At 64.5% G+C, this 26,273-nt stretch carries 24 protein-coding genes; 14 read left to right on the top strand and 10 right to left on the bottom strand.

Annotated elements, in window-relative coordinates; all coding sequences use genetic code 11:
- Positions 1-95 precede the first annotated feature (95 nt).
- The 3 genes from AB8717_RS15755 to AB8717_RS15745 are packed head-to-tail and all read left to right on the top strand — an operon-like array spanning position 96 to position 2,947.
- Entirely contained in the window at positions 96-1,232 is a 1,137-nt protein-coding gene (locus AB8717_RS15755) for an ABC transporter permease (RefSeq protein WP_443748270.1), read from the top strand.
- Positions 1,229-1,942: an ABC transporter ATP-binding protein gene (locus tag AB8717_RS15750; RefSeq protein WP_443748269.1), complete on the top strand. Its 714-nt coding sequence runs from the start codon at positions 1,229-1,231 to the stop codon at positions 1,940-1,942. The genes AB8717_RS15755 and AB8717_RS15750 overlap by 4 nt, the downstream gene beginning before the upstream one ends.
- A gap of 24 nt (positions 1,943-1,966) precedes the next feature.
- Complete coding sequence (locus tag AB8717_RS15745) at positions 1,967-2,947, top strand: HlyD family secretion protein (RefSeq protein ID WP_443748268.1); 981 nt, start codon at positions 1,967-1,969, stop codon at positions 2,945-2,947.
- A gap of 290 nt (positions 2,948-3,237) precedes the next feature.
- Here the strand turns inward: AB8717_RS15745 and nadC are convergent, their stop codons facing one another.
- The 3 genes from nadC to nadA are packed head-to-tail and all read right to left on the bottom strand — an operon-like array spanning position 3,238 to position 6,753.
- A complete protein-coding gene (nadC, locus tag AB8717_RS15740; protein WP_443748267.1) occupies positions 3,238-4,086 on the bottom strand; it encodes a carboxylating nicotinate-nucleotide diphosphorylase in 849 nt (282 codons plus the stop codon).
- Positions 4,056-5,618 carry an L-aspartate oxidase gene (locus tag AB8717_RS15735; RefSeq protein ID WP_443748266.1) on the bottom strand — a complete coding sequence of 521 codons (1,563 nt, stop codon included), beginning with the start codon at positions 5,616-5,618 and terminating at the stop codon, positions 4,056-4,058. Before AB8717_RS15735 ends, nadC begins: the two co-directional genes overlap by 31 nt.
- Positions 5,619-5,661: 43 nt before the next feature.
- Positions 5,662-6,753: a quinolinate synthase NadA gene (gene nadA / locus AB8717_RS15730; protein WP_443750902.1), complete on the bottom strand. Its 1,092-nt coding sequence runs from the start codon at positions 6,751-6,753 to the stop codon at positions 5,662-5,664.
- A gap of 325 nt (positions 6,754-7,078) precedes the next feature.
- Between nadA and AB8717_RS15725 the strand changes: the two genes are divergently transcribed.
- The 4 genes from AB8717_RS15725 to AB8717_RS15710 all read left to right on the top strand — a co-directional run bounded on the left by AB8717_RS15725 (position 7,079) and on the right by AB8717_RS15710 (position 9,287).
- Positions 7,079-7,546, top strand: a complete 468-nt coding sequence (locus AB8717_RS15725) for a Dps family protein (protein WP_443748265.1) — start codon at positions 7,079-7,081, stop codon at positions 7,544-7,546.
- Positions 7,547-7,620: 74 nt separating this feature from the next.
- Positions 7,621-8,301 carry a DUF2459 domain-containing protein gene (locus tag AB8717_RS15720; RefSeq protein ID WP_443748264.1) on the top strand — a complete coding sequence of 227 codons (681 nt, stop codon included), beginning with the start codon at positions 7,621-7,623 and terminating at the stop codon, positions 8,299-8,301.
- A gap of 37 nt (positions 8,302-8,338) precedes the next feature.
- Positions 8,339-8,770, top strand: coding sequence for an alternative ribosome rescue aminoacyl-tRNA hydrolase ArfB (gene arfB / locus AB8717_RS15715; RefSeq protein ID WP_443748263.1), 432 nt, complete (start codon positions 8,339-8,341; stop codon positions 8,768-8,770).
- A complete protein-coding gene (locus AB8717_RS15710; RefSeq protein WP_443748262.1) occupies positions 8,760-9,287 on the top strand; it encodes a GNAT family N-acetyltransferase in 528 nt (175 codons plus the stop codon). Before arfB ends, AB8717_RS15710 begins: the two co-directional genes overlap by 11 nt.
- On the opposite strand, the gene AB8717_RS15705 is transcribed toward AB8717_RS15710, so the two are convergent.
- Positions 9,247-10,350, bottom strand: coding sequence for a glycosyltransferase family 4 protein (locus AB8717_RS15705; protein WP_443748261.1), 1,104 nt, complete (start codon positions 10,348-10,350; stop codon positions 9,247-9,249). The two genes, AB8717_RS15710 and AB8717_RS15705, sit on opposite strands and share 41 nt — an antisense overlap.
- A gap of 11 nt (positions 10,351-10,361) precedes the next feature.
- Entirely contained in the window at positions 10,362-11,570 is a 1,209-nt protein-coding gene (locus AB8717_RS15700; protein WP_443748260.1) for a pyridoxal phosphate-dependent aminotransferase, read from the bottom strand.
- Positions 11,571-11,820: 250 nt separating this feature from the next.
- Between AB8717_RS15700 and AB8717_RS15695 the strand changes: the two genes are divergently transcribed.
- The 6 genes from AB8717_RS15695 (at position 11,821) to rodA (ending at position 18,898) form a co-directional block, all read left to right on the top strand.
- Positions 11,821-12,492, top strand: coding sequence for a TVP38/TMEM64 family protein (locus tag AB8717_RS15695; protein WP_443748259.1), 672 nt, complete (start codon positions 11,821-11,823; stop codon positions 12,490-12,492).
- A gap of 311 nt (positions 12,493-12,803) precedes the next feature.
- Positions 12,804-13,847 (top strand): rod shape-determining protein, encoded by a 1,044-nt coding sequence (locus AB8717_RS15690; protein ID WP_443748258.1) that lies wholly within the window; start codon positions 12,804-12,806, stop codon positions 13,845-13,847.
- 116 nt (positions 13,848-13,963) lie between these two features.
- On the top strand, positions 13,964-15,133 hold the full coding sequence (gene mreC, locus AB8717_RS15685) for a rod shape-determining protein MreC (protein WP_443748257.1): 1,170 nt from the start codon (positions 13,964-13,966) through the stop codon (positions 15,131-15,133).
- Entirely contained in the window at positions 15,130-15,723 is a 594-nt protein-coding gene (locus tag AB8717_RS15680; protein WP_443748256.1) for a hypothetical protein, read from the top strand. The genes mreC and AB8717_RS15680 overlap by 4 nt, the downstream gene beginning before the upstream one ends.
- 9 nt (positions 15,724-15,732) lie before the next feature.
- Positions 15,733-17,724, top strand: coding sequence for a penicillin-binding protein 2 (gene mrdA / locus AB8717_RS15675; RefSeq protein ID WP_443748255.1), 1,992 nt, complete (start codon positions 15,733-15,735; stop codon positions 17,722-17,724).
- A 7-nt stretch (positions 17,725-17,731) separates the two neighbouring features.
- Entirely contained in the window at positions 17,732-18,898 is a 1,167-nt protein-coding gene (gene rodA, locus AB8717_RS15670; RefSeq protein WP_443748254.1) for a rod shape-determining protein RodA, read from the top strand.
- Between the two features lie 128 nt (positions 18,899-19,026).
- Here rodA and AB8717_RS15665 read toward each other — a convergent pair whose 3' ends face one another.
- From AB8717_RS15665 to AB8717_RS15645, 5 genes are all read right to left on the bottom strand, one after another.
- Positions 19,027-19,830, bottom strand: a complete 804-nt coding sequence (locus AB8717_RS15665; protein ID WP_443748253.1) for a MerR family transcriptional regulator — start codon at positions 19,828-19,830, stop codon at positions 19,027-19,029.
- An 84-nt stretch (positions 19,831-19,914) separates the two neighbouring features.
- On the bottom strand, positions 19,915-20,934 hold the full coding sequence (pip, locus tag AB8717_RS15660) for a prolyl aminopeptidase (protein ID WP_443748252.1): 1,020 nt from the start codon (positions 20,932-20,934) through the stop codon (positions 19,915-19,917).
- 115 nt (positions 20,935-21,049) lie between these two features.
- Positions 21,050-22,027: an N-acetyl-D-Glu racemase DgcA gene (gene dgcA / locus AB8717_RS15655; RefSeq protein ID WP_443748251.1), complete on the bottom strand. Its 978-nt coding sequence runs from the start codon at positions 22,025-22,027 to the stop codon at positions 21,050-21,052.
- Positions 22,027-24,642, bottom strand: a complete 2,616-nt coding sequence (locus AB8717_RS15650; protein ID WP_443748250.1) for a tipN — start codon at positions 24,640-24,642, stop codon at positions 22,027-22,029. The genes dgcA and AB8717_RS15650 overlap by 1 nt, the downstream gene beginning before the upstream one ends.
- A 274-nt stretch (positions 24,643-24,916) precedes the next feature.
- The gene (locus AB8717_RS15645) at positions 24,917-25,147 is read right to left on the bottom strand and encodes a hypothetical protein (RefSeq protein WP_443748249.1); all 231 of its coding nucleotides are present in this window, start codon (positions 25,145-25,147) and stop codon (positions 24,917-24,919) included.
- 134 nt (positions 25,148-25,281) lie between these two features.
- Between AB8717_RS15645 and AB8717_RS15640 the strand changes: the two genes are divergently transcribed.
- A complete protein-coding gene (locus tag AB8717_RS15640; RefSeq protein WP_443748248.1) occupies positions 25,282-26,271 on the top strand; it encodes a cupin-like domain-containing protein in 990 nt (329 codons plus the stop codon).
- Positions 26,272-26,273: the final 2 nt, after the last annotated feature.

Below are 26,273 nucleotides of genomic sequence, written 5' to 3'. Positions count from 1 at the left end.
CGGTAAGGAAGCGATGCGTTTGTTACGCCGATTTAATTAGACGTTCATAACAAAGTCGCAGATGTTACGGGCATTCTAAACCGCTCAGTGGTCGTATGTCCCTCGCCCTTTCCACCATCCTGTACGAATGGCGCCGGTATTTCGGTGCCGTAATCGCGCTGGCCGTCGCGGGCCTGCTCGTCCTGGCCATGACCGGCATGTTCATGGGTATGGCGCGATCCTTCACCGCCACGATCGAGCACTCCCCGGCACAGATCATGATCCTGCCGCCGCAGGCCGATGGCATCATGGGCGATACCGGCCAGGCGCGCCGTATCATTCCGCAGATCTACCAGCATCCCGACGTCGTCGAGGTCCAGCCCATGGTGATGAACTGGGCCTTCTGGTCGAACTTCCCCAAGGACGGCCAGCCGTCCAAGGGCGACGGCGTCCGCGTCGTCGTGGTCGATCCGGTCAAGGGCGCCGTGACCCTTCCCCTGGATTTCTCCGACGACACCGTCGAGGCGCTCAAGGAACCTTTCGCGGTGGTCATCGACCGCACCAGCCTGGGCAAGCTGGGCGTCAAGGTCGGCGACAAGGCCAAGATGAACGGCATGACCGTGACGGTCGCGGGCGTCGTCGACGGTTATCCCAACATGTTCAACACGCAGGTCTTCACCTCGTACCAGACCGCCAAGCTGATCTACGTCTATAACGAGGGCCCGAAGGTCGGCCCGCTGTTGGTCAAGCTGCGCGACCCCACGCGCGCCAAGCAGGTCGCGGCCGAACTGAATGTCATCGGCGGCGGCACGTTCAAGGCCTGGACGCGCGAGCAGCTGTCGAAGAGCTCGCAGATCGGCATGCTCAAGGAAGGCGGCATCGCCGTCATCCTCGGCTTCATGGCCTTTGTCGGCGTCTTTATCGGTATCGTCATCACCTGGCAGACCCTGCAGGGCGCCATCATGGCCAATATCAAGGAGTTCGCCAGCCTGCGCGCGCTCGGCGTCTCGATGGGCAGCCTGCGCATGATCATCATGGAGCTCAGCATCTGGGTCGGTGTCGCCGGCCTGCTGCTCACCGGCGGCCTGGTCGCCGGCGTGGCGGCGCTGGCCAAGATGGGCGGCGTGCCCATGGACTTCCCGCTGTTCGTCGACATTCCGGTCGCCATCGGCCTGATGATCATCGCCATCCTGTCGGGCATGTTCTCGCTCGGCGTCCTGAAGAAGAGCCAGCCTGCGGACCTGTTGCGATGACCGGAAAACTAGCACTCGAAGCCAAGGCCCTGTCCAAGGGCTACAAGATCGGCAAGCTGAAACAGCAGGTGCTGAAAGGCGTCGACTTCAATGCCTATCACGGCCAGGTCACCATGGTCATGGGGCCGTCCGGCTCCGGCAAGTCGACCCTGATCGCCGCCCTCAGCGGCCTGATGAAGCCCGACGAGGGCGAGGTCATGGCGCTGGGCGAAAGCCTGTGGAAGAAGAGCCGCGGCAAGATCGACAAGTTTCGCCTCGATCACTGCGGCTTCATCTTCCAGGGCTTCAACCTGTTCCCGGCGCTGCACGCCACCGAGCAGGTCGAGCAGGTCCTGAAGTACTGCAAGGTGCCCAAGGCCGAATCGCACCGCCGCGCCAAGGAAGTCCTGGATTCCGTGGGGCTCGGGCATCGCCTGAAGCAATATCCGGCCGAACTGTCGGGCGGTGAAAAGCAGCGCGTCGCCATTGCCCGCGCGCTTGCCAAGATGCCGCAGCTGATCTTCGCAGACGAACCGACCTCGGCGCTCGATTCGGTCAGCGGCCAGGTGGTGATCAAGCTTCTGCACCAGGCGGCCAAGGAACGCGGGGCGGCGGTCGTCGTCGTGACCCACGATCCGCGCCTCGAAGCCTATGCCGACCGTGTCATCCACATGGAAGACGGAAAAATCCTGAGCGACACCATGGTCGCCGAACCGCCTTCAATTTCCTAATCGCACGCCTCAATGAGAAACCCGATGTCCCGCAAATTCGTTTCCGCAACCGCTCTGACCGTTGTGGCCCTGGCGCTGGCCGGAACTTCGCTCACCGCCTGCCAGAAACCTGGTCCGGGCGGCAAGGGCGCCCAGGCCGTCGTCAAGGCGCCGCCCAGCCCGTATGCGGCCATCGCTTCGGGTAAGGTCGATGTCGAAGGCGGTGTCGTCAGCGTCGCCGCCCGCCGCGCGGGCGTCGTCTCCGACGTCTATGTCGAGGAAGGCGACGTCGTCAAAAAGGGCCAGATCCTGGCCAAGCAGGAAGACCGCGATACGCAACTGGCCATCGCCAGCGGCCGCGCCCAGGTCCAGCAGGCCCAGGCGGCGCTCGGCCTGACGGAAGTTCAGCTCAAATCAGCCCAGCGCGAACATGACCGCCTGGAAAAGCTGGCGCCGACCAACTTCGTGGCGCAGCAGAAGCTCGACCAGGCCGAGGACGCCATCGACAGCGCCCAGGCGACCCTGGTCCAGCAGCGCGCCATTGTCGCCACGGCCCAGGCCCAGCTGGCCCAGGCCGAATACGATCAGGAACTGACGATCATCCGTGCGCCGATGGACGGCAAGATCATCCGCCGCTATGCCCAGCCGGGTGTCGGCGCCTCGACGCTGAACGTTTCGACCATGTTCGATATCGAGCCGGCGATCCCGCACATCATCCGTTCGGAAATCGTCGAAAGCGCCATTCCGTCGGTGTCGATCGGCCAGGAAGCCGAAATCATCCCGGAAGCCGACCCCGAGAAGCTTTATGTCGGCAAGGTGCTGCGCATTGCCGCGACCTTCGGCGCGCGCAAGCTCAAGTCGGACACCGGCAACGAGGCCAGCGACGAACGCGTGGTCGAGGTCGTGGTGTCCGCCGAGAACACACCGTTCCTGATCGGCCAGCGCGTCCTGGTAAAGTTCATGAAGCCGGGTGAAAAGGCGGGCATCAAGCGTGCCGGGCCGGCGGCTCCGGCTCAGCCGAACTAATAAGCGTTGTAGAAGCATCTTGGCCCTCCCTGCGAAGCGGGGAGGGCCGAACTCCATGAAAATATTGAATTTACCTTAGGTCGGCTTCGTTTCGATCGAACGTAAAGTCCGCGGGAAGCCGACCACGGAATTGCCGCAACTGATCCAGTAGATCATCACGCGACGCTTGGCGTTGCTCCGATGTCGTCGTCGGAGCGATGCGGATATCGATATCGTCCCCCGGTTTCAAGCCGAGCACAGCCAGTGATCTCCCCCGTTTGACGACCTTTACCCGCATCGACGATAACCGCTTAGACCGCGTCCAGTCCGATATCGAAATTGGGCGCCGAGTGCGTCAACGCGCCGACCGAAATGACGTCGACGCCGGTTTCGGCGATGGCGCGGACCGTATCGAGATTTACGCCGCCGGAAGCTTCCAGGATCGTCTTGCCGGCCGCCAGCTTCACGGCCTCGGCGTACATGTCGAGGGTGAAGTTATCGAGCAGCAGGACGTCCGGCTTGAACGGCAGGGCTTCTTTAAGCTGGGCGATCGAGTCGACTTCGATTTCGATCTTCATGGTGTGGCCGACGCCGGCGCGGGCACGCTCCATGGCGGTACCGACACCGCCGCAGATGGCGATGTGGTTGTCCTTGATCAGGATGGCGTCGTCGAGGCCGTAGCGGTGGTTATGGCCGCCGCCGCACTTGACCGCGTGCTTTTGCAAGGCGCGCAGGTTGGGCAGGGTCTTGCGCGTACAGGCGATCTTGGTTTTCAGGCCGTCGACCGTCGCGACATACTGCGCCGTCAGGGTGGCGATGCCCGACAGGTGGCACAACAGGTTCAGCGCCACGCGCTCGGCGGCCAGGATGGCGCGGGCCTTGCCTTCGACACGTGCCAGCACGTCTCCGGCGGCGACCGGGCTGCCGTCGGGAAGCAGGGTTTCGAAGCGGACCTGCGAATCCATCATGGTGCAGGCCAGGCGGGCGCAGTCGATGCCGGCCGAAACGCCGGCTTCGCGGGCGCGGAATTCGGCCTTGAAGCGCGCCTTGGGCTGGATGACGGCCGAGGCCGTAACGTCTCCCGCCAGCCCCAGGTCTTCCTTCAGGGCGTCGCGGACGACGGGCTCGATCAGCAGGTCAGGCAGTCCGGTGATAAACATGGCGTTTCCCCTTGGTTCACACTCTTTGCAATGTCCGCCCACATGACGAAGGCGCGGTCGCCCTTCGCGGCTGTCTGCGGATAGTCGCTGCGGTAATGAGAACCGCGACTCTCGTGCCGGCGCAAGGCGCATTCTGCAACGAGACGCGCGCTGATCAGCGCAAGGGCGCCCGGAGCCTTGATTTCCAGGCTGTCGATCAGGGCCAGAAGCGCCTTCAGGCCGCTTTCGTCACGCACCAGGCCGGCATGGCGGCTCATGGCTTCGCGCAAGGTCTTCAGGTCGCTGTCGCCCAGGCGGCCGGGAAGGGCAGGCATGATAGTGTCGCCAATAGCTTCGACGCCCGTCAGGTCACGGAGTTGTGCGCCGACGCGTTCGCCGAAGGCGGCGGCTTCGAGCAGCGAATTCGACGCCAGGCGATTGGCGCCGTGCACGCCTGTCGAGGCACATTCGCCGGCGGCATAAAGCCCCTTCAGCGAGGTGCGGCCGAAGATATCGGTGGCGACGCCGCCCATGTGATAGTGGGCCGCCGGGGCGACCGGCATGGGCTCGACGCGCGGGTCGACGCTGTTGTTCATGCAGGACGCAAACACGGTCGGGAATTCGTCGGCAAAGTGCGCGCCGATTGTCGTGGTCGCGTCCAGAAACGCGCCGCGGCCCGACATCTTGGCCTTATGCACGGCGCGGGCGACGATATCGCGCGGCGCAAGCTCGCCGTCCGGATGGTCTTCCAGCACGAAGCGCACGCCGTTTTTGTCGACCAGGATGGCGCCTTCGCCGCGCAGGGCTTCGGTGGCCAGGGGCGCGGGATCGCGGCCGAAATCGAGGGCGGTCGGGTGGAACTGGACGAATTCCGGATCGGCGATGACCGCGCCGGCCAAGGCGGCCATGGCCATGCCTTCGCCACGCAGATTGGCGGGATTGGTCGTGACGGCGAACAGGCCGCCGAGACCGCCGCTGGCCAGCACCACGGCGGACGCGTAGACCGCGATGCGGCGGCTCTCGTGTTCGACGACGGCGCCGACGACGGCGCCGTCCGTGGCCGTAATCAGGCCCAGCGCGAAAGCCGGTTCCCAGATCTCGATATGCGGCGCTTCCAGCGCTTTTGCGACGACGGCTTCCAGGATGGCTTTGCCGGCCAGGTCGCCGCCGACGCGGGCGACGCGGGCACGGCCGTGCGCCGCTTCGCGATTGAGGACGAAGCCGCCATCGGGCGTATGGTCGAACGGCGCGCCCATGGCGTCGAGCGCGCGCACGACATCGGGGCCCATTTCGGTCAGAGTCCTGGCTGCCAGCGGATCGACGATGCCGGCCCCGGCGGCGATCGTGTCGCGTTCGTGCTCGGCAGGCGAATCCTCGGTAGACAGGGCGGCGGCGATCCCGCCCTGCGCCCAGGCCGACGAGCACGCCTTGCCGAGGGCTACGGGCGCCAGCATCAGCACATTGGCCGGTGCTGCGTGAAGCGCGACCGACAAGCCGGCCAGGCCGGCGCCGATGACGAGAGGACCGTTGTGGATGTAGGTTTCAAGGGCCATGACAGGCCTCCTGTAACGTCCGCCCTGAAGACGGACTGAAAAATCAGCTGATCATCTCGACATCGACGTGGTGGCGCGCCTTGACCATGTCATAGCGGGCGGGCGTCGTTGTCGGCGGCATGTCGATCATGCGCTGCACGGCCAGGGCGGCGCGCGGAATGATGGCGGGATCGACCGTGACCTCGTACTGATGCTTGACCAGGCTGTCATAGATGCCTTGCAGCGTGATGCGCTTCATGTGCGGGCACAGGTTGCACGGGCGCAGGAATTCTACGCCCGGCGCGTCGGCCGTGACGTTGTCCGACATCGAGCACTCGGTGATCAATACGACCTGCTTCGCGCCCGACTTCGTGACGAAATCGCCCATGGCGGTCGTCGAGCCGGTGAAGTCCGAGGCCGCGATGACGTCCGGCGGACATTCGGGGTGCGCCAGGACGACCGCGCCCGGATAGGCGGCGCGGACCTCGGCGATATCGTCGGCGTCGAAGCGTTCGTGCACCTCGCAGGCGCCGGCCCAGGCGATGATCTTGATATCGGTCTGGCGCGCCACGTTCTTGGCCAGGAACTGGTCGGGTATCAGGATGACGCGATCGGTGCCCCATTCTTTTGCCGCCCATTCGACGACCTGGACGGCGTTGGCCGAGGTGCAGCAGATATCGGTTTCGGCCTTCACGTCGGCCGTGGTGTTGACGTAGGTAACGACGGGCACGCCGGGATAGCGCTGCTTGATCAGGCGCACGTCGGCGCCTGTGATGCTCGAGGCCAGCGAACAGCCGGCGCGCAGGTCGGGGATCAGCACCGTCTTTTCCGGCGCCAGGATCTTCGACGTCTCGGCCATGAAGTGCACGCCGCCCTGGACGATGATCTGGGCGTCGCAGCGCGCCGCTTCGCGCGCCAGGCCCAGGCTGTCGCCGACATAGTCGCCGACGCCGTGGAAGATGTCGGGCGTCATGTAGTTGTGCGCCAGGATGACGGCGTTCATATCTTTCTTGAGGCGGTTGATTTCAAAGATCAGCGGCGCCTGGAGCTGCCATTCCAGCGGCGACACCTTGGTCTTCAGCTTTTCATAGATCGGCGCGGTAGCGGCCTCGACCTCGGGCGTGAAGGCGAAAGGCGTTGTGGCCCTGGTCTTCATCTCACCCTTCGGCGCGTCCAAAGTGATGACGGTGTGCGGCATGCGCATCTCCTGAAGTCTTCTTTCGTCCGTGTCCGGAGCGGCAGAGGCTTATGCTCAAATTCAGCATAAGGTGACTTTAAAATAGACCCTGAGGCGCAGGATGCAAGAGGGTTTGTGGTGGAGACGATCACATATTTTGTCACAATACGCCGCTATCGTGTGACATCGACTCGGATGGGGCGGCCCGGGAGCAACATTCCCGGGCATAGGTTCGAAACCGACTTGAATCCTTACAAACCTATATCATATCTGGCTTTGCCAACTTTTGAGAGGAGCCGGCAACATGGCTGCAGCAGCAAAAACCGCGGATACCGACAAGGGCGTCGCCCACGAACTGTCGAAGGTCCTGGCCGACAGTTTTACCATCTATCAGAAGACCCACGGTTACCACTGGAACGTGCGCGGACCGAACTTCCGCGGTCTGCATCTGTTGCTGGAAGAACAGTATAACGAAATCTGGACCTCGGTCGACGAGATCGCCGAGCGCATCCGCGCGCTCGACCAGTTCGCCCCCATGGGCCATGGCGCGCTGGGCAACCTGACCTCGATCAAGGACGGCGATCCGACGCTTTCGGCCAAGGAGATGCTGAAGGACCTGGTCGACGGCCACGAAGTCACCATCGCCACGCTGAAGCATGCGGCCGACGTGGCCGATGAGGCGGGTGACATCTCGACCAACGACCTGTGCACGCAACGGATTACGGCGCACGAAAAGCACCGCTGGATGCTGAAGGCCAGCCTGGAAGCGTGATCACGAATTCGTGATAATTAAGTAGACATCCTCTTCGTCGCATGATTTCCTCATGGCGACGGAGGGGATTTTTCATGCGCTATTGGCCGAAGACCGTCTGGCTGCGCGGGCTTCTTGCGCTATGCGGTCTGTACCTTGTCCTTGCCCTGGTAACGCTGCGCCACGGCGACCGCGCACTTTATCCGGCGGAGAGCGATACCGTCACGGTCTACGTCATCGACAACGGCTTCCATACCGATATCGCCATTCCCGCTAATGAGGTCGCGCCGGGCAGCCTGCTGGCCGAGGCGGCGCAGCCGGCGGCGGGGGCGCCCTGGTTGGTCATCGGGTGGGGCGACGCCGGCTTCTATACCGCCAAAGGCTTTTCGGCGGCGCGTGCGGTCGACGGGCTGCGCGCCCTGTTCTGGATCAACAACCCTTCGGTCATCCGCGTCTTCGGCGTCTCCAACGATCCCGGCCGGCTTTACGACCGCAAGACCGCCCTGCCAGTGACCCTGTCGCGGGCGGGTTTCACCGCCATGATCGCCCATATGCAGGCGTCGTTTGTCGAGAAAGACGGGCGCCCTGTTGTCTATCCCGTGCCCGGTACGACCGATGCCTTCTATGACAGCCGCGAGCACTTCTCGATCGCGCGCGACTGCAACAACTGGACGGCGGATCAGCTGAACGCGGCAGGATTGCCCACCGCGCCCATGCTCGACGGGCTTGAGCCGCTGTTCCGGCTGGACCTGCGTCTCAGGACAAAAGTCCGCTGACTCTTGCGGTTTAGGGCCTTTTCCCGCAAAAGGCCGCATGGTTTTCATCACGCCCAAAATCAGCGTTCCGGACGATGAACTGCACGAAAGCTTCGTGCGGGCGTCGGGCGCTGGCGGGCAGAACGTCAACAAGGTGTCGAGCGCGGTCGAGCTGCGCTTCTCGATCACCAACAACTGGACCATCCCCTACGACGTCAAGCAAAGGCTGACCAGGCTGGGCGGCCGGCGTGTGACGACCGAAGGCGAACTGGTTCTGTTCGTCCAGGTCCACCGCACCCAGGAGATGAACCGCAAGGCCGCGCTGGAACGCTTCGTCGAACTGGTGCGCAAGGCGGCCGAGCCCCCGCCGCCGCCGCGCATCAAGACCAAGCCGACACAAGGATCCGTACGCCGCCGGCTGGTGGGCAAGGCGATCCGCTCGACGATCAAGTCCAACCGCGGCAAGGTAACGGGCGAAGATGAAGATTGAAGTCCGTGACGGCCACCTCGGCGATTTCGAGGCCTTGTTCCATCTTTACCGAGAGGTCGCGGCGGTGCCGGGTGGGCTATTGCGCCGCGAGGCCGAGGTCAGCCCGGACTACATTCGAAAAGTCATGGAAAACAGCCTGGCTCGCGGTGTTTCCGTCGTAGCCATCGATGAAGACCGTCATGTCGTCGGCGAACTGCACGGTTGGGTTCCGAATATCCGCCAGCTGTTTCATGTCATGAGCGACCTGACCATCGCCATATCGCCGTGCGCCCAGGGGCAGGGTGTCGGCCGCCTGTTGTTCGCGGCTTTCCTCGGGCGCGTTCGCGAACGTTTCGGCGGCGTCGAACGGGTCGAGCTGTTCTGCCGCGCGGACAATGCGCGCGCCATTGCGCTTTACCGGTCACAAGGCTTTGTCGAGGAGGGGAGGCTGGTCGGCCGGGTCAAAGACGAGCGCGGCTTTATCGCCGATGATCTCCTCATGGCCTTGCGGTTTTCAGCAGTTTCCGGCGCAGGATAAGCCAGCCGAGGCTGAGGATGACTACGACCGCCGCCAGGGCGGGGAATCTCAGGTCGACGCCCACGGCCTTGCCGTAGAAGCGGGCGAAGACGCCGGCGACCGAAGATAGTGCGCACAGCGCCCAGACCCGCAGAGCCAGCCGGCCGTGCCCGGGATCGCGGTGTTGCAGCCACAGCTGGTAGAGGTGTTCCTTGTGCGGCGTGAACAGGTTGCGGCGTTTGCGCGCCCGCACGATCAGGGTCAGGACGACATCCACGAACAGCGGCGCCAGCAGAAAACCGCCCAGCCATACCGAAGCAATGCCATAGGCCTTGACCTGGAGGCAGGCACCGGTCACCAGAGCGCCGCCGAACAGGGCGCCGGAGTCGCCCTGGAAGACGCGGCCCATGGGCAGGTTGAGCGGAAGGAAGCCGAGTTGAGCGCCGGCAGCGCAGACCCAGACGACCAGTGGCACGCCCAGATACCAGGCCAGCGGCGCCAGGGGGGCGACGACGATGGCCAGCCCCGCGATAACGATCAGCGATATGCTCTGCACACCGACGGCCAGGCCGTTCGAGCCATCCATGAAGTTGATGGCGTTGATCCCGAGGATCAGCCAGGCCGCGCTGCCCACCAGGCCGATCGGCGGCCACAGATGCACGCTGGGGCCAAAGCCGAAATCGAGCGAGGTGACGCGATAGAAGAGGGCGAAGATCAGGCAAAGAACGATCTGGAACAGCAATCGCGCCCGCGCCGGCAGGCCGAAGACATCGTCGATGCCGCCAGACAATCCCATCAAGGCGGCGAACCCGAACAGCAGCAGGCCGTCGAAGCCCGGACCGGGGATTTGCGTCCGCCAGGTCCACAGGATAACGGCCAGCGGAATGGCGGTTGCGGCGATGACCGCCATGCCGCCGCTGGTCGGCGTGGGCCGGCTGTGCGCGCCTCGCGACCGGGGCTTGTCGACCGGACCGCACCACACGACCAGCAGCCCCAGCACAAGCGCCAGCAGGAAGGCAGCGAAAAAGCCGCCGGCGAGAATCGCCGGCGGCACAAGCCATACCTGAGGCAGGACCGGGGTCACTGGGAACGCGCTTACTTAAGGCTGGCGCAGAACCTTTGGATGCGCGAGCAGGCCTCGGTCAACACCGCCTCCGACGTCGCATACGAAATGCGGAAGAAGGGCGACAGGCCGAAGGCGGCGCCGTGGACCACGGCGACTTCTTCCTGTTGCAACAGCTCACCGGCGAAGTCTTCGTCCGAGTTGATGATCTTGCCCGACGGCGCCTGCTTGCCGATCAGGTCCTTGATCGTCGGATAGACGTAGAAGGCACCTTCCGGCGTCGGGCAGTGGATGCCCTTGGCGTTGTTGAGCATGGCGACGACCAGGTCGCGGCGCTTCTGGAAGATGGCGGCGCGCTCGGCGATGAAGTCCTGCGGTCCGTTGAGCGCCTCGACGGCGGCCCACTGCGCGATCGAGCAGGGGTTGGACGTCGATTGCGACTCGATCTTCTGCATCGCCTTGATCAGCGGCTCGGGGCCGGCAGCATAGCCGATGCGCCAGCCGGTCATCGAATAGGCCTTCGACACGCCGTTCATGGTCAGCGTGCGGTCGTACAGCTCCGGTACGACCTGGGCGATCGTGGTGTATTCGAAATTGTCGAAGGTCAGGTGCTCGTACATGTCGTCCGTCAGGATCCACACCTGCGGGTGACGCTTCAGCACTTCGCCCAGGGCCTTCAGCTCGGCGCCCGTATAGGCGGCGCCCGAGGGGTTCGACGGCGAGTTGAGGATCAGCCACTTGGTCTTCGGCGTGATGGCGGCTTCCAGGGTCTCGGGCAGCAGCTTGAAGCCGGTCGACATTTCGCCGACCGCGAAAACGGGCGTGCCGCCGGCCAGCAGCACCATGTCGGGATAGGACACCCAGTACGGCGCCGGGATGACGACTTCGTCGCCGGGGTTCAGCGACGCCATCATGGCGTTATAGATGACGGGTTTGCCGCCCGGGGCGACGTGGACCTGGGTCGTCTTGTAGTCCAGGCCGTTCTCGCGCTTGAATTTCTCGCAGATGGCGGCCTTCAGCTCAGGGATGCCGTCGACGTCCGTATAGCGGGTCTCGCCGCGCTTGATCGCCTTGACGGCGGCATCGCAGATGTTCTCCGGTGTGTCGAAGTCGGGTTCGCCGGCGCCCAGCGAAATGACTTTCTTGCCCTGGCGCGCCAGTTCGCGCGCCTTGGCCGTCACGGCCAGGGTGGGGGAGGGTTTCACGCGCTTCAGCGTGTCGGATTCGGAAAACGCAGCCATCGGGTCGCTCTTCGCCTCTGTTGAGCCCTGTTTCGGGCCCTGTGTCGGTGATGTGCCAAAATGCAGGCCCCTCTTTACTCGGACGCGCTCGTTTGTCCAACCGTCATCGTGCATCTTTTTCGCTTCTCGCTTCAAATATCGTGCTATGCGGGGCGCAAATCCCGCCCGGCATGAGTTGAGTGCAATGCACAACAGGTTACAAGAGACGTGGCGCCGCCTCAGCGGGTTTTTCGTCCATCTCGATGCAAAAATGTACCGCGCGATCCTGGCGACGCTCGCCCTTTTCGGACTGGTGGTCGCGGTCTTCCTGGCGGGGAAGTCCCCGTGGGGCAAGGCGTTGATGGACGGACTGAACGGCTGGATGGCCCAGTACCAGCATTCGCCCCTGGCCGTCCTGATCGTCACCTTGGTGTTTTGCGTTGCAGCATTGATCGGCGCGCCGCAATTCATCCTGATCGCCGGGTGCGTCCATGTCTTCGGCGCGTGGTGGGGCTTTTTGTACAGCTGGATCGCCACGGTCATCTCGGCGGCCCTGACCTTCTTCATGGGGCGGCTGTTCGGGACGGGCGTGCTCAACAAGTTCGGCGGCAATCACACCGACAAGCTCAAGGCCTATATCGGCAAGAACACCTTTTCGGCCTCGTTCATCATCCGCAACCTGCCGTCGGCCCCGTTCATCGTCGTCAACATGGCCTTCGGGGCGGCGAAGGCGCCGTTCCTGTCCTTCATCCTGGGCTGCACACTGGGCGTCCTGCCGAAGACGGCGCTGGTCGCCATGTTCGGCCAGTCCTATGAGGCGCTGATGAAGGGCAACTGGAAAATGATGCTGCTGATGGCCGGCCTGGCCTTTGTGTGGCTGGGCCTGATGCTGGGTGCGCGCAAGCTGTACGAGGCCGGAAAGGCCCGCGGCGCGCAAGGCTGACAGGCGCTTTTCGCGCCGCCCGATCCCGCGCTCGTGAAACGATGACATTTTTCGTGATTATGCTGCGCAACAGGCTTTGATTTACAAGCAAAAACAATAAATTAACTATTTCGCTTGTAGGTTGAAACCATCTTTTTCATCAAGCCCCTTGAAATTCGCAAAAAGTGAGGGCAAGTGATGGCTTTCCGGAAGGCAAACCTGTGATTCAAGCCCCTCAATAAGGCTTGGCTTTGCGCCGTCCTACCTGAACCTTCCGTCCCTTTCCGGCCACCCCAAAACGTACACCTCGGAACACCAAGGCAGCCCAGTCCATGTTAAAGTCCTTCTTAGGCGGTTTTTCCAACGATATTGCCATCGACCTTGGTACGGCCAATACGCTCATCTATATGAAGGGACGCGGCATCGTCCTGAATGAACCGTCCGTCGTGGCGCTGCGCAATGTCGGCGGCCGCAAGATGGTTCACGCCGTCGGCATCGAGGCCAAGCAGATGCTGGGCCGCACCCCCGGCCATATGGAAGCCATCCGTCCCATGCGCGACGGCGTCATCGCCGACTTCGAAGTCGCCGAAGAGATGATCAAGTACTTCATCCGCAAGGTTCATAACCGCAAGGGCTTCGTGAACCCCAAGGTCATCGTCTGCGTGCCTTCGGGCGCCACCGCCGTCGAACGCCGCGCCATCAACGACAGCTGCCTCAACGCCTCGGCGCGCCGCGTCGGCCTGCTGGACGAGCCCATGGCCGCGGCCATCGGCGCCGGCCTGCCGATCCACGAGCCGACCGGTTCGATGGTCGTCGACATCGGCGGCGGCACGACCGAGGTCGCCGTCCTGTCGCTGTCGGGCATCGTCTATTCCAAGTCGGTCCGCGTCGGCGGCGACAAGATGGACGAAGCCATCACTAACTTCATGCGCCGCAACCACAACCTCTTGATCGGCGAAACCACCGCTGAGCGCATCAAGAAGGACATCGGCACCGCCCGTGTCCCGCACGACGGCGAAGGCATGGCGATCGAGGTCAAGGGCCGCGACCTGATGCAGGGCGTGCCGCGCGAAGTCCGCATGTCGGAACGCCAGGCGGCGGAAGCCCTGGCCGAGCCGGTCGCCCAGATCATCGACGCCGTCAAGGTGGCGCTGGAGGCGACCCCGCCGGAACTGGCCGCCGACATCGCCGACAAGGGCATCATGCTGACCGGCGGCGGCGCGCTGCTGCGCGGCCTCGACGTCGAAATCCGCGACCAGACCGGCCTGCCGGTGTCGGTTGCAGAGGATCCGCTGTCGTGCGTCGCCATCGGCTGCGGCCGCGTGCTCGAGCACCCGCGCTGGATGAAGGGCATCCTCGACGCGACCTTGTCGTGATAAGGATGTAACCCGAGGCTGAGTCGTCGCGTATCTGACACAAAGCCGACACGGGAAGACGATACTGACACAAAACCAGAGAGTTCTCCGGCCCCGGGCGGGCAAAGGAAGTTAGCGTGTCTTACGGGGACAACAAGCATTTCGAGCATCTGAAACTGCCCGTCACCTGGGCGGTGATGGGCATCGTCGTCGTGGTCAGCATCATTGCCGCGCTCATGTTCCTGGGCGACCGGCGCGAGGAGGTTGATTCCAAGACCTTCGGCGACCGGTCGGGCTTCGACGCTGCCGCTGAAAAGACAAATGGGGTCCTTTCGGTACCGGTTCACGCTGTCGGTGCCGGAACGTCCTGGATCGACGACTATTTCTTCGCCGTACGCGAAAACCGCATCCTCAAGAAGAAGGTGGCGGAGCTGTCGCAATACCGCGACTCCTACGTCGAAATGAAGGACATCAACACGCGCTATGAGGCGCTGTTGAACCTGCGCACCGAACCGCCGGTCGAAACCGTGACGGCGCGGTCGGTGTCGGTGGCGCGCGGTCCCTTCAACAACAACCGCCTGATAGACGCCGGCTCAAGCAAAAGGATCGCCTTCGGCAACCCGGTCATCACCGACCAGGGCCTTGTCGGCCGCGTTGTCGGCGTCAGCGGCAGCGTCTCGCGCGTCCTGATGGTCACCGACGTCAACAGCCACGTGCCGATCATGGTCATGCGCACCGATGCGCGCGCCATGATGGACGGCGACGGCGGTGGTTACCCCAAGCTCGACTGGGTGCGCGGTAAGGACTCCGTGCGCAAGGGCGACCAGATCCTGACCTCGGGCGACGGCGGTATCTTCCCGCGCGGCCTGCCTGTCGGCGAAGCGGTCCAGGGCATCGACGGCGGCTGGCGCGTCCGGCTCTATGCAGACCGCGCGCCGATCGACTTCGTCAAGGTGCTGCTGTTCAAAGACTTCTCGCAGCTTCCCAATGCTGAAAGCCTGCTGCGGTCGCCGCCGGTCAATCAGGTCCTGCCGGCGCCGGCCATGCCCAAGGTGGCCGCCAACAGCAGCGCAAGCGCATCGAGCGGCAGCGCCTCGGCCTCCGCGGCGTCGTCCGCTGCCAAGCCTGCCACGGCGACTGTATCGTCATCGGTGGCGCCTAAGCCAGTGACGCCCAAGCCTGTCACGCCTAAGCCGGCCAAGCCCAAGCCCGCGGGATCGTCGTCCTCGACCGCCCCGGCGGCTGGCGACCTGAGGCCCTTCGTGCCGTCGTCGGCGACCTCTTCTTCGGGGGGCGGCGCCCAATGAAAACGCCGCTCGACCGGGGTTTTTTCAGCCGCGATAACGCGAAGAAGTTTGCCAGGTTGAGCGGAAAGTCCCTGCGCAATGGCATGGCGTCGCGGGTCATCGGTCCATGGGACTGGATCTTCCTGCCGGCGCTGGCGGCTATCGTGGCGACCGTCGTGCTGGGCACGCCGTTCCAGCCTTTCGGGCTGCAATTGCCGGAACCCGTCTGGCCGCTGGTCCTGGCTTTTGCGTGGCCGTTGATCCGTCCGTCCTATATCGCCCCCCTGGTGCTGGGGGCGCTCGGCCTGTTTCTCGACTTCTACTGGTCGACGCCGGGGGGCTTTTATACGCTGAACCTGATGCTTATCTACGGTGTGCTGATCCTGGCGCGCGCCTATGTCGCCGGCCAGGACTGGCGCGTCGTCTTCGGCGCTTACCTTGCCGCCGAACTCGCCTTCTTCACCATCGGCGTCCTGTTCCTGGCGCTCGACACGGGCTCCGTCGTCCGGCTGTGGGGCGTGTTCGAGCAGATGGTCGCGACGACTGCCCTGTTTCCGCTCGTTTTGTACATGCTGGAAAAGTACGTCAACGCCGACGTCCGCTTCCAGTAGGGTCCTGCAATGCCCGAACCCTCGATCGTCTTTACCGATGTCAATGAACGCCAGGGGGCGTTCCACCGCCGCACCTTCATCATGGGCGGCGTGGTGGCGTTCGGCCTGTTCGCCCTGACCGGGCGCCTGGCCAGCCTGCAGATCGTGCAGGGCAGCAAGTACCAAAAACTGTCCGCCGCCAACCAGTTCAACTTCCGCCTCATCGCGCCGCCGCGCGGCAATATCCTGGACCGCAACGGCAAGCTGATCGCCGGCAACCGGCCGTCCTTCCGCGTCATGATCGAGGCCAACGAAGTCAAGAATATCGACGAGACGCTGGACCAGCTGTCCTACATCCTGCCGCAGACCCTGACGGCGCGGCGCCGGATACTGCGCGACATCAACCAGAACCGCCGTTCGGTGCCGACCATCGTGGCGCAGGACCTGTCGTGGGACGACTTCTCGCGCGTCAGTCTGTACGCCAACGATATCCCCGGTGTCGTGGCCGACATGGACTGGGTGCGCGCCTACTATTACGGCGGCGCCTTTAGCCATGTCGTCGGCTACGTCTCCAAGATTTCCGACAAGGACATGACGCGCGAGCTGGAAGCGCCGGACGCCGACAGCGACCTGCTGCACCACCCGTCGTTCCGCATCGGCAAGCAGGGGATCGAGAAGGCGTACGACAAGGACCTGCGCGGCACCAAGGGCGGCCGCAAGGTCGAGGTCGATTCTCGCGGCCAGGTCGTGCGCGAAGATCCGGCGGGTTCGATCTCGCCCCAATCGGGCAAGGAAATCGTCCTGACGCTGGACGCCGACATCCAGCAGCGCGCCATCGATGTCTTCGGCACCGAATCCGGCGCGGCCGTCATGATGAACATCCACACGGGCGAAGTCCTGTGCATGACGTCCAGCCCGGGCTTCGACCCCAACCTGTTCGTGTCGGGCATTCCGTCCGATACCTACAAGCTGCTGCACGACTACGAACGCAACCCCCTGTTCGACAAGGCGCTGACGGCGACCTTTCCGCCGGGCTCGACCTTCAAGACCATGGTGGCCCTGGCGGCGCTGGAAAACGGCTACGACCCGAACATCACCCATACCTGCAACGGGGCCTTCCCGTTCGGCAACCACGTCTTCAAGTGCGACCAGCACCACGGTACGATCAACCTGCACCAGGCGATCGTGACGTCGTGCGACGTCTATTTCTACCAGTGCGCCCTGTCGATGGGCGGGCCCGATCCGGTCGCCAAGGTGGCGACGAAGTTCGGCCTGGGCCAGCTTTTCGATATCGGGATCGACGGGCAAAAGGCCGGGCTGGTGCCGACGCTCGACTGGAAGAAGAAATACTTCGAGAAGCGGAATCCGGCCAATATGCGATGGTGGCCGGGCGAAACCCCGTCCTTCGGCATCGGACAGGGCTTTACCAACGTCAACGCCCTGCAGAACTGCGTGATGGTGTCGCGCCTGGCCAACGGCAAGAAGGCGGTCAACCCCATCCTGGTCAAGTCGATCGATGGCGTCGACCAGGTGTCGAAGGTCGTGCCCGAAGACCTGCCGTTCAATGAGCAGCATATCGCCTTCGTGCACGCAGCCATGGCCGACGTGGTCAACAGCGGCACCGCCCGCGGCGCCGCCGACCTGGGCCTGGGCCCGGTCAAGATGGCCGGCAAGACCGGCACCGCGCAGTCGGTCGGCGCCGGTGGTGGCCGTACCGCCCACGGCGCCGTGGGCCAGTGGGATCGCCGCGACCACGCCTGGTTCGTGGCCTTCGCGCCCGCCGACGATCCGAAATACGCCATGGCCGTCATCGTCCAGCACGGCGGCTTCGGCGCCGCGGCGGCCGCCCCCAAGGCACGCGAAATCATGCGCACGGCCCTGCTGAAGGACCCGGACATCCAGAAACGCATTGTCGGCGTCAATATCGAGGACAAGCCGCCGCCCATGGACGACGCGACCTCGACCGATCCCGACACGGCCGCCGGCGACGCCACGACGCCGGCCGCTCCTCCAACGACCTGAGGCAAAGATGGCCGAATCCGCCCTTACCCGTCCCGGACAGCGCGAGCGCTACGACAGCAAGCTCACCCAGATCAACTGGGTGTTCGTCGGCCTTCTGATCGCGCTGACCGGCATCGGCATCCTGGTCCTGTACAGCGTCGGCGGCATGAACTGGCAGCCCTGGGCCTATAAGCAGCTCATCACCTTTGCCGCCTGCCTGATCCTGATGCTGGGCCTGTCGCTGCTCGACCTGCGCGGCTGGCTGTGGCTGGCCTATCCGGTCTACGGCATATCGCTGCTGCTGCTGCTGGCTGTGGCCGTGCACGGCTCGGTCAGCCACGGCGCTAAGCGTTGGCTCGATATCGGGCCGATCCAGGTCCAGCCCTCGGAATTCATGAAGCTGGCCATCGTGCTGGCCCTGGCGCGCTTCTATCACGACCGTGACGCCAAGGACGCGAACTTCAGCCTGTGGCTGCTGATCCCCCTGGCGATGATCGGCCTGCCCGTGCTGCTGGTGTTGAAACAACCCGACCTCGGCACCGCCGTGCTGATCGCACTGACCGGCCTGACCGTCATGATCCTGGCCGGGCTGAACTGGCGGATTATCGCCGCAGGGGCCGTCGCCATCATTCCGGCGGGCTGGGTGGCGTTCAAGTTCCTGATGCACGACTACCAGCGCAAGCGCATCCTGACCTTCCTCAATCCCGAAGGCGATCCGTCGGGCGACGGCTACCACATCCTGCAGTCCAAGATCGGCATCGGGTCTGGCGGCCTGATGGGCAAGGGGCTGGGCCTGGGCTCACAGTCGCAGCTCAACTTTCTGCCGGAAAAACATACCGACTTCATCATGGCGGCCGTGTGCGAGGAACTGGGCTTTATCGGCGGGTTCGCCGTGCTGTTCCTCTATGGAGCTATCATCCTGATGGCGTTGCGCATGGCGGCGGTGTCGCATTCGCACTTCGGCAAGCTGGCCGCCGCCGGCGCCACGGCGACGTTCGCGCTCTATGTGCTGATCAACGGCGCCATGGTCATGGGCGTCTTCCCGGTCGTCGGCGTCCCCATGCCGCTGGTATCCTTCGGCGGCTCGGCGATGCTAATGGTGATGACGGGCTTCGGGCTGGTCCTGGGCGTGCGCGTGCACAGATACCAGGAGCTTCCCAAAAAGGATTCGTTCTTCTCGCGCTTGTTTGAGTAAAAGCCGGGTCTTTGGCCGGTCAGTTCGTCGCCTTCGCTTGCCTGTATTAAGGATACAGGCGGCGCTCGGCTCCTGCTGCTCGACTCAAATCTCCGACTTTTACGGCCTGGAGCGGGAGGCTAGGTAACTTACGCGTCTGCTGGCTTCGGCATAATGCCCGCTTCGATGGCGGCGCCGTAGGCCTTCTGGATAAAGTCCATCATCGTGTTCGACGACATCGACGCCTTCTGGAATGTCGGATCGTCGTTCAGATCGCGCACGACGTCGCGGACCCTCCGGGTCAGGCCCGGGTCGCCGCCGGTCGCCTGAAACACCTTTTCCATCCAGCGTTTGGCGAGGTCCATGGCTTCCAGCGAAGTGGGATCGCCGGTCTCCATCAGGCGCTGGGCCTCGGCGTGCAGGGCCGGCCAGTCGGCGTCGGGCTGAAGCAGGCTGGCCGTGCCGTTCCGGGCAAGGACCGAGCGGTCTTCGGCGGACAGATGCTTTGCCGCGATGTCTTCGTAGATATGGTTCAAGGCGTGGGTACGCTTTTCCGTCACGACGGTCTCCTTTGTCAGAAAGATGAGATCGTCCGTCGAAAGATGGCCCTGCGTCGCCAGCTTGGCGCGTGCCGCATGCAAGAGACGTGCGGCGCGTTGCAGCGAGTCCAGTTCGGATTTCACGACCTGCTCGTGAAGCGCCAGCAGGCTTGAAATATCCGGGACCTTGTCATTGAGAATTTCGGCGACCCGGTTGAGCGGGAAGCCGAAACGTTTCAGTGCCAGGACCTGATGCAGGCGCGCAATCTGCCTGGGTCCATAGACCCGCCATTCGGATTGCGTACGTTCCGGGCTGACCAGGCCTTGCGCCTCATAAAGCCGCAAGGCCTTTCGGCTGATGCCCAGGCGGCGGCAGGTTTCCGCGACGGTGAAATAGGGTCCAGTCTTGTGCAAGGCCGCTTCCTTCTTCGAACCCTTCGACCTATCGGGGCGGCCCCAGGGGCCGGCGCAAGCGAAAAGTTTGAAGCGTGTGTGCGGTCACTTTGCCAGCAGGGTCAGCGCTTCGTCGGCGGCGGCGACCAGGCCTTCCAGGATGCCGAGATCGCTCGACGAATGGCCGGCTTTTTTCACCAGGTTGAAGCGCGCCTCGGGCCAGGCGCGGTGCAGGTCCCAGGCTGTCCGCATCGGCGTCACAACGTCGTAGCGGCCCTGGACGATCCAGGCCGGCACGTCGCGCAGCCTGCCGATATTGTCCAGCACCCAGTTGTCGCTCTCGAAGAAGCCGCGGTGCTTGAAGTACCACGACTCGATACGGGCAAAGGCGAGCGCGAATTCGGGATCGGAGAACTTGGTGCCGGCCTCCGTGGGGCCCTCGATCGACAGAGTATCGCCTTCCCAGCCACTCCACGCCAGGGCACAGGCGCGCTGCGCCGCCTTGTCCGGGCCGTTCAGCCGCTTGATATAGGCGTTCAGCAGGTCGCCACGCTCAGCCTCGGGAATGGGGGCCAGGAACTTCTCCCAGATGTCCGGATAGATATGGCTGGCGCCCTCCTGGTAGAACCAGTCGAGCTCGGACTGCCGCACGAGGAAGATGCCGCGCAGGATCAGGCCCAGCACGCGGTCGGTATGGGTGAGCGCATAGGCCAGCGACAGGGTCGAGCCCCACGACCCGCCGAACACCATCCATTGCCTGACGCCCAGCTTTTCACGCAGCGCTTCGATGTCCGACACCAGGTGCCAGGTCGTATTGTCTTCCAGCGAGATGTTTTCGGAGGCGTGCGGCGTCGACTTGCCGCAGCCGCGCTGGTCGAACAGGATGATGCGATAGCCGTCCGGATTGAAGTAGCAGCGCAGATTGGGCGACACGCCGCCGCCGGGGCCGCCGTGCAGCACGACGACGGGCACGCCCGCCGGATTGCCGCACTGCTCGTAATAGATGCGGTGCTTGCCGCCGACCGTCAGATGGCCGCTGTCATAGGGCTCGATGTCGGGATAGAGGCCGCGTGGGGCAGGGGTGCGCGAGCGGGCGGAATAGCTGGGGTTTGCGGAATCGATCATGGTCTTCTGAAAATAGGCTGGCTCCGGCGCGCCCCGCAAACCGGAACCCGATGTTTTCCGAAGCTTACGACGCAAACAACATTGGCCACAACCCCCAACTGTTCACAAGGCAGGGTCAGCCCCACAATTCGGGTTTAGGCGGCGCCAGCATCGAGCCGGTAATTTCGAGGCCGTGTTCGCGGTCGCGCGCCAGCAACAGCGGCCCGTCGAGATCGACGAAGTCGGCGCCCTGCGCGACCAGCATGGCCGGGGCCATGCTGAGTGACGTCGCCACCATGCAGCCGACCATGATCCTCAGACCCCTAGAACTGGCGGCTGCCTTCAAGGCCAGGGCTTCTGTCAGGCCGCCCGTCTTGTCGAGCTTGATGTTGACGCAGGCATAAAGCGCGGCGCAGTGCGCAAGCTCCTCGCGCGTATGCAGGCTTTCGTCGGCGCACAAGGGCACCGGGCAGTCATAACCCTTGAGCTGTTCGTCTTCGCCGGCTTTTATCGGTTGTTCGATCAGCTTGACGCCCAGGCGTCCGAGATCGGGCGCGATGCGGACCAGGTCGTCGAAGCTCAGGCCTTCATTGGCGTCGACGATCAGCCGGGTTTTGGGCGCGTGGTCGCGCACGGCCTCGACGCGGTCGATATCGTGCGCGCCGCCGATCTTGAGCTTGAGCAGCGGCCGCCGGGCATTGGCGGCAGCCTGCGCGCCCATGGCTTCGGGTGTATCGAGGCTGAGCGTATAGGCTGTTTTCAGGGGATCGAGGCGCTTCAAGCCGGCCGCCCGCCAGGCCGGAATGCCGCTGCGCTTGGCTTCGAGATCCCACAGCGCGCAGTCGACGGCATTGCGCGCCGCCCCGGGTTTGAGAAGGCCTTGCAGCGCCTCACGCGTCACGCCGGCTTCGATCCGGGGCCGCACGGCTTCCAGTTCGGCGGCCGCGCTGTCGAGACTTTCGCTGTAGCGCGCATAGGGCACGCTTTCACCGTGTCCGGTGCAGCCGCCGTCTCTTAGTTCGACATACAGGACGTGCGCTTCGGTCTTCGAGCCGCGCGCAATGGTGAAGTGCCCGGCGATCGGAAAGGTCTCGCCGCGGTGGGCGAACCGCATCAGATCAGGTCGGCGATGGCGGCGTCGACCAGCAGATAGGCGCGGCCGCGATCATTGCCCAGCACTTCCTGCAGGCCGCGCGCCACGTCCTTCGACATCAGGGCGATGTTGATCTGCTGGTCGTAGGCGGTGGTGAAGTCGTTGGCTTGCTGGCGCAGTACGGGATCGGAGACCAGGCGGCGGCTGAGGCGGCGGATGGCGGCCGGCGCCACGCGGCGGACCAGGTTGCGCGCGCCTTCATTGTCTTCCGACATGATGGCGAGGATCGCTTCGTCGATGCGCGAACGGCTGAGCAGGGCCTGGGCATCGACGCCCATGGCGCTGACCTCGCCGACCATCATGTCGTCGAGATTGTCGAAATCGGCGTCGGCCGGCGGCAGCGGTGCGGCCGATGGCTGGATTTGCGGTTGCGCGGCGGGCTGGGCCTGCATCGGCTGGCCATTGCTGTCCATGCCGTTCAGCAGGTCGCGCCACGACCAGCCATTCGATTCCCCGGCACGGCTGCCTTGCGGCGCCGGGCGTTGCGGTTGCGGCGACGGGCGGCTTTCGGCGCTGATCGGCGACAGGCGCAGGCGCGCGCGTTCCGGCTGCGGCGCGGGCTGCGCAGGCGCGGCTTGAGGCGTGGGCGGAACGGGACGCGGCATGGCCGGAGGCGCTGTCACAGCCTGACGGTTGCCGCCTTCGCCGCCCGAGATGACGCCCATCAGGCGGACGGCTTCGGTCAGCATGTCGTAGTTGCGGCGGACGCGTTCCTGGAAGGCCTGGTCGACCGCTTCCGTTTCCAGCGCGGCCTTGCGCGCCGCCGCCGTCATGGCGGAAAGGCCGTCTTCGACCGACTTGCGGATGTCGTGCAGGCGGTCCTGCGCCATCAACGGCAACTGGTCGGCGCTGGCCGTCAGTTCGTTCAGCGCCTCGTTGACCTCGGCGATGGTCTGGCGCGTGTGCTCGAAGCTGGCGTCGAGCTTTTCGGCGGTCTGGTCGCCAGCCTCGATGATCAGCCCGGCCGAGTCCTCGATCAGGCGGCGGGCGGCGTTGAAACGCGCATCGAAGACCTCGTCGGCCTTCTTGCTGGCTTCGAAAATGGTCTCGTTCAGGCGGTCGACGCGCTGCTGGGCGACCTGCGCGGCTGTGTCGGCGGCCTTCTTGGTCTCGGCGGCAGCGGTGATCAGCTGTTCCAGCGAACGGCGGGTCTCGGCGATCAGGTCGTCGCGGGCATCGGCCGCCATGACCGAAATGTTCGACAGGGTGGCGTGGATGCGCGTTTCGAACGCCGTGCGCTCGTTTTCGGCCGCGTTCATCACGCCACGGAAGTTTTCCTGCGCCGACAGCACGATGTCGCGCAGCACATCGACGCCGCGCGCCGAGGTTTCACCCAGGTCGACCGTGGCGACGCGGGTAATGGCCAGGGCCTCGGTCAACTGGGCGCGCTGGTTCTCGATATGGACGGCAAAGTCCTCCTGGTCGGCGCGCAGCGACAGGGCGGCCGACACCAGGCCGGCGCGCTGCTGCGACAGGCCTTCCTCGACGACGCGGATCTGGTCGGCGACGCCGGAGCCGGCGGCTTCCAGGCGCTGGGTCTGGCGGTCAAGGTCCTCGCTGACCTTGCGCGCCGTCGACGACACGTCGGTCGCCGCCGTCATCATGTCGGAAGACCGCACGGCCAGGGTCGCCTCGGCCTCGCGCAGCTGGGTCTGGGCCAGGTCCGAAGCATCGGCGATCATGCGCGCCTGGCGGTCGACGGCCTCGATGATGCCGTTCGACTGGTCGCTCAACTGCGCGCTCATCTGCTGCACGGCGACACGTTCGTGCTCGATCGAGCGCGTGACGCTGTTGGTGGTGGCGCGGGCGATCTGGGCGGCGTCCTGCAGGCGCTCTGTCTCGGCCTTGAGCTTGGCCGACAGCTCGGCGACGTCGTTGTGCGCCAGGCGGACGGCACGGACAGCGTGGTCGACCTGGCTGCGCAGGGCGTCGACCAGTTCATTGGTCTGCATGGCGGCCGAGGCGGCGGGCGCCAGCATGGAGTCGGCCAGGGCGGCAGCCCGCGCCGATTGCCGCGACAGGGCGGCGGCGCTGCGCAGGGCAAAGGCCGAAGCGAAGATCAGGGCCGTGGGGAACAGGGCCAGGAAGCCCAGCACGATGATGCGCACCGGCGCCGCGGCAAAGGCCGTCAGGTTGTTTTGCGCCGCCAGGACGAAAGCGGTCATGCCGCACGCCCACAGGACGCTGATGAAGGTCACGGTGCCCCAGAAGACGACGGGCGAAGCGCCGGTCGCCTTCAGCACGCCTTCGGTTTCCACCTTGCGCACGGGCACATTGCGCGAACCCGTCTTTTCGGGCGTCGGCGCGCTCTTTTCCCGGCGCGCCGGCGGCAGGCCTTCGGACGCGATCGGCGGCAGATCGGCCGCCGCAGCCGCTTCGGGGATGAAAAACGCGTCTTCGGCGCGGTCGAGCTCCGGCGTCACGGACGTGGGCTCCGGCTGAGCCTCGGGCCCGGCTTCGGGGGCCGCCTCGGCGACCTTTTCGGTCAGAGGCGCTTCCAGCAGATCGTCGGCGGCATTGTCTTCGGACACGTCTTCGCCCTCCGCGATTTCCGACTGGGCTTCAGGCACATCCACCGCACCTCTGGACCGGATTCGCGACTTCGTCTCGGACAGGTTCAAAGGGGGGCGTCGTGTTCTCATATACGTGTCCTGCAGCCCCTTCGCAGCGGGCCATACGGCCAGAGGGAGCGAGTCCGAAAAAGCATGGGTCGGTCCCGCCGGAACGGGTTCTCCCATCAGGGGAAAGCTAGCCCCAACTTGGCATTTTAGCAAAGGATTTCGTCAAGATCGCCGTCCTGCCGCAGGGGAGGAACGCGGCATCGCCAGTCCTTGCACGGATCAAGGCAAATTATAGCTGGCCGGAATGGTCGCGGTCCCCGGACTCCTGGGGACGATGGTCGCCGGCCGCCATCGATTCGCGCTGATTCGCCCGCGACGCCGAGCTGTCGTCGGCGCGGGAGCGGCTGACCTCGGTGGGGGCATTGTCCTGGCGCGGCGCCGCCGACCCGCCGAAATGCAGCAGGGCAGCCGACATCAGAAACGCCACGATGGCGCTGATCATGTCAAAAAGGGTAGACATAGTGGAATCGATCCAGGATGGTTAAGCTATGCGCCCGGTTGCTTTCGCCCGCAACAATCCATATCGCTGCGCGTGTATGTTGCCCTGACCTTGCGGCAATTTGGACACGCTGCGGCCTGTCCTGAAAGGGTTCCATGCATCAGTTTCCGCCGGCCGAAAGCATAAGCGGCGTGATCGCATCCCGGCTGAAAGCGGCGGTGGCGGGACGCGACACGCCATTGATTTTCAAGGGCGCAGTGGCGGACTGGCCGATCGTTGCGGCGGCCCGGCAGGGAACAGGGGCTGTGATCGATTACCTCAAGGCGCGCGATGCCGGCCGGCCGGTCGAGACCTTCCGCCAGGCGCCCGATGGCGACGGCAAATACTTTTACGACGGTGACATGACGGGCTTCAACTTTGCCCGGGCGGCCATTCCCCTGCCGGCGGTGCTCGATCGTCTGGGGCGTTCCGATGCAGAACCGATCTATATCCAGTCGGCCCTGCTCAAGGATCATTTGCCGATGGTGAAGGCCGAGAACGCCGTGCCGGGGATCGCGGCCGAGCCGCGCATCTGGATCGGCAACCGCTCGAAGACGCAAATCCATTTCGATCTTTACGACAACCTGGCCTGCATGGTGGCGGGGCGGAAGCGCTTCGTGCTGTTCCCGCCGGACCAGGTCGGCAACCTCTATATGGGACCGTTCGAGGCCACGGTGTCCGGCGTGCCGACCGCCATGGCCGACCTGGAAAATCCTGATTTTACAAAGCATCCGCGCTTCGAAGAGGCTTTGAAGCATGCGACTGTCGCCGATCTCGAACCCGGTGACGTTCTCTACATTCCGTACATGTGGTGGCACCATGTCGTGTCGGACGGAGCCTTAAACGCCCAGATCAATTTCTGGTGGGACGACAGCCGGACGGGGCTCGGCCAGCCTATCCATGCCCTGTTCCATGCCATGCTGGCCGTCCGCGACCTGCCGCCGCACTATGCCGCTGGCTGGAAGGCGCTGTTCGACCATTTCGTGTTCGGTGGCCAGACGGGGCAGCACCTGCCTGAGACCATGCGCGGCCTGCAGGGCGAACTGACGGACGAACAGCGCGCCGCTATTCGCAAACAGCTGGGACGGAACCTGTCGGAAGACTAGAC

The sequence above is a fragment of the Asticcacaulis solisilvae genome (assembly GCF_052327315.1).
GTDB classification, from domain to species: domain Bacteria; phylum Pseudomonadota; class Alphaproteobacteria; order Caulobacterales; family Caulobacteraceae; genus Asticcacaulis; species Asticcacaulis solisilvae_B.
This window is presented reverse-complemented; position numbering and strand designations above follow the sequence as displayed.

Excerpts from the sequence above, each read along its gene's own strand:
- AB8717_RS15755 (WP_443748270.1), top strand. The coding sequence starts at position 96 with ATGTCCCTCGCCCTTTCCACCATCCTGTACGAATGGCGCCGGTATTTC.
- AB8717_RS15750 (WP_443748269.1), top strand. The coding sequence starts at position 1,229 with ATGACCGGAAAACTAGCACTCGAAGCCAAGGCCCTGTCCAAGGGCTAC.
- AB8717_RS15745 (WP_443748268.1), top strand. The coding sequence starts at position 1,967 with ATGTCCCGCAAATTCGTTTCCGCAACCGCTCTGACCGTTGTGGCCCTG.
- nadC (WP_443748267.1), bottom strand. The coding sequence starts at position 4,086 with ATGTTTATCACCGGACTGCCTGACCTGCTGATCGAGCCCGTCGTCCGC.
- AB8717_RS15735 (WP_443748266.1), bottom strand. The coding sequence starts at position 5,618 with ATGGCCCTTGAAACCTACATCCACAACGGTCCTCTCGTCATCGGCGCC.
- nadA (WP_443750902.1), bottom strand. The coding sequence starts at position 6,753 with ATGAAGACCAGGGCCACAACGCCTTTCGCCTTCACGCCCGAGGTCGAG.
- AB8717_RS15725 (WP_443748265.1), top strand. The coding sequence starts at position 7,079 with ATGGCTGCAGCAGCAAAAACCGCGGATACCGACAAGGGCGTCGCCCAC.
- AB8717_RS15720 (WP_443748264.1), top strand. The coding sequence starts at position 7,621 with ATGCGCTATTGGCCGAAGACCGTCTGGCTGCGCGGGCTTCTTGCGCTA.
- arfB (WP_443748263.1), top strand. The coding sequence starts at position 8,339 with ATGGTTTTCATCACGCCCAAAATCAGCGTTCCGGACGATGAACTGCAC.
- AB8717_RS15710 (WP_443748262.1), top strand. The coding sequence starts at position 8,760 with ATGAAGATTGAAGTCCGTGACGGCCACCTCGGCGATTTCGAGGCCTTG.
- AB8717_RS15700 (WP_443748260.1), bottom strand. The coding sequence starts at position 11,570 with ATGGCTGCGTTTTCCGAATCCGACACGCTGAAGCGCGTGAAACCCTCC.
- AB8717_RS15695 (WP_443748259.1), top strand. The coding sequence starts at position 11,821 with ATGTACCGCGCGATCCTGGCGACGCTCGCCCTTTTCGGACTGGTGGTC.
- AB8717_RS15690 (WP_443748258.1), top strand. The coding sequence starts at position 12,804 with ATGTTAAAGTCCTTCTTAGGCGGTTTTTCCAACGATATTGCCATCGAC.
- AB8717_RS15680 (WP_443748256.1), top strand. The coding sequence starts at position 15,130 with ATGAAAACGCCGCTCGACCGGGGTTTTTTCAGCCGCGATAACGCGAAG.
- mrdA (WP_443748255.1), top strand. The coding sequence starts at position 15,733 with ATGCCCGAACCCTCGATCGTCTTTACCGATGTCAATGAACGCCAGGGG.
- rodA (WP_443748254.1), top strand. The coding sequence starts at position 17,732 with ATGGCCGAATCCGCCCTTACCCGTCCCGGACAGCGCGAGCGCTACGAC.
- pip (WP_443748252.1), bottom strand. The coding sequence starts at position 20,934 with ATGATCGATTCCGCAAACCCCAGCTATTCCGCCCGCTCGCGCACCCCT.
- dgcA (WP_443748251.1), bottom strand. The coding sequence starts at position 22,027 with ATGCGGTTCGCCCACCGCGGCGAGACCTTTCCGATCGCCGGGCACTTC.
- AB8717_RS15645 (WP_443748249.1), bottom strand. The coding sequence starts at position 25,147 with ATGTCTACCCTTTTTGACATGATCAGCGCCATCGTGGCGTTTCTGATG.
- AB8717_RS15640 (WP_443748248.1), top strand. The coding sequence starts at position 25,282 with ATGCATCAGTTTCCGCCGGCCGAAAGCATAAGCGGCGTGATCGCATCC.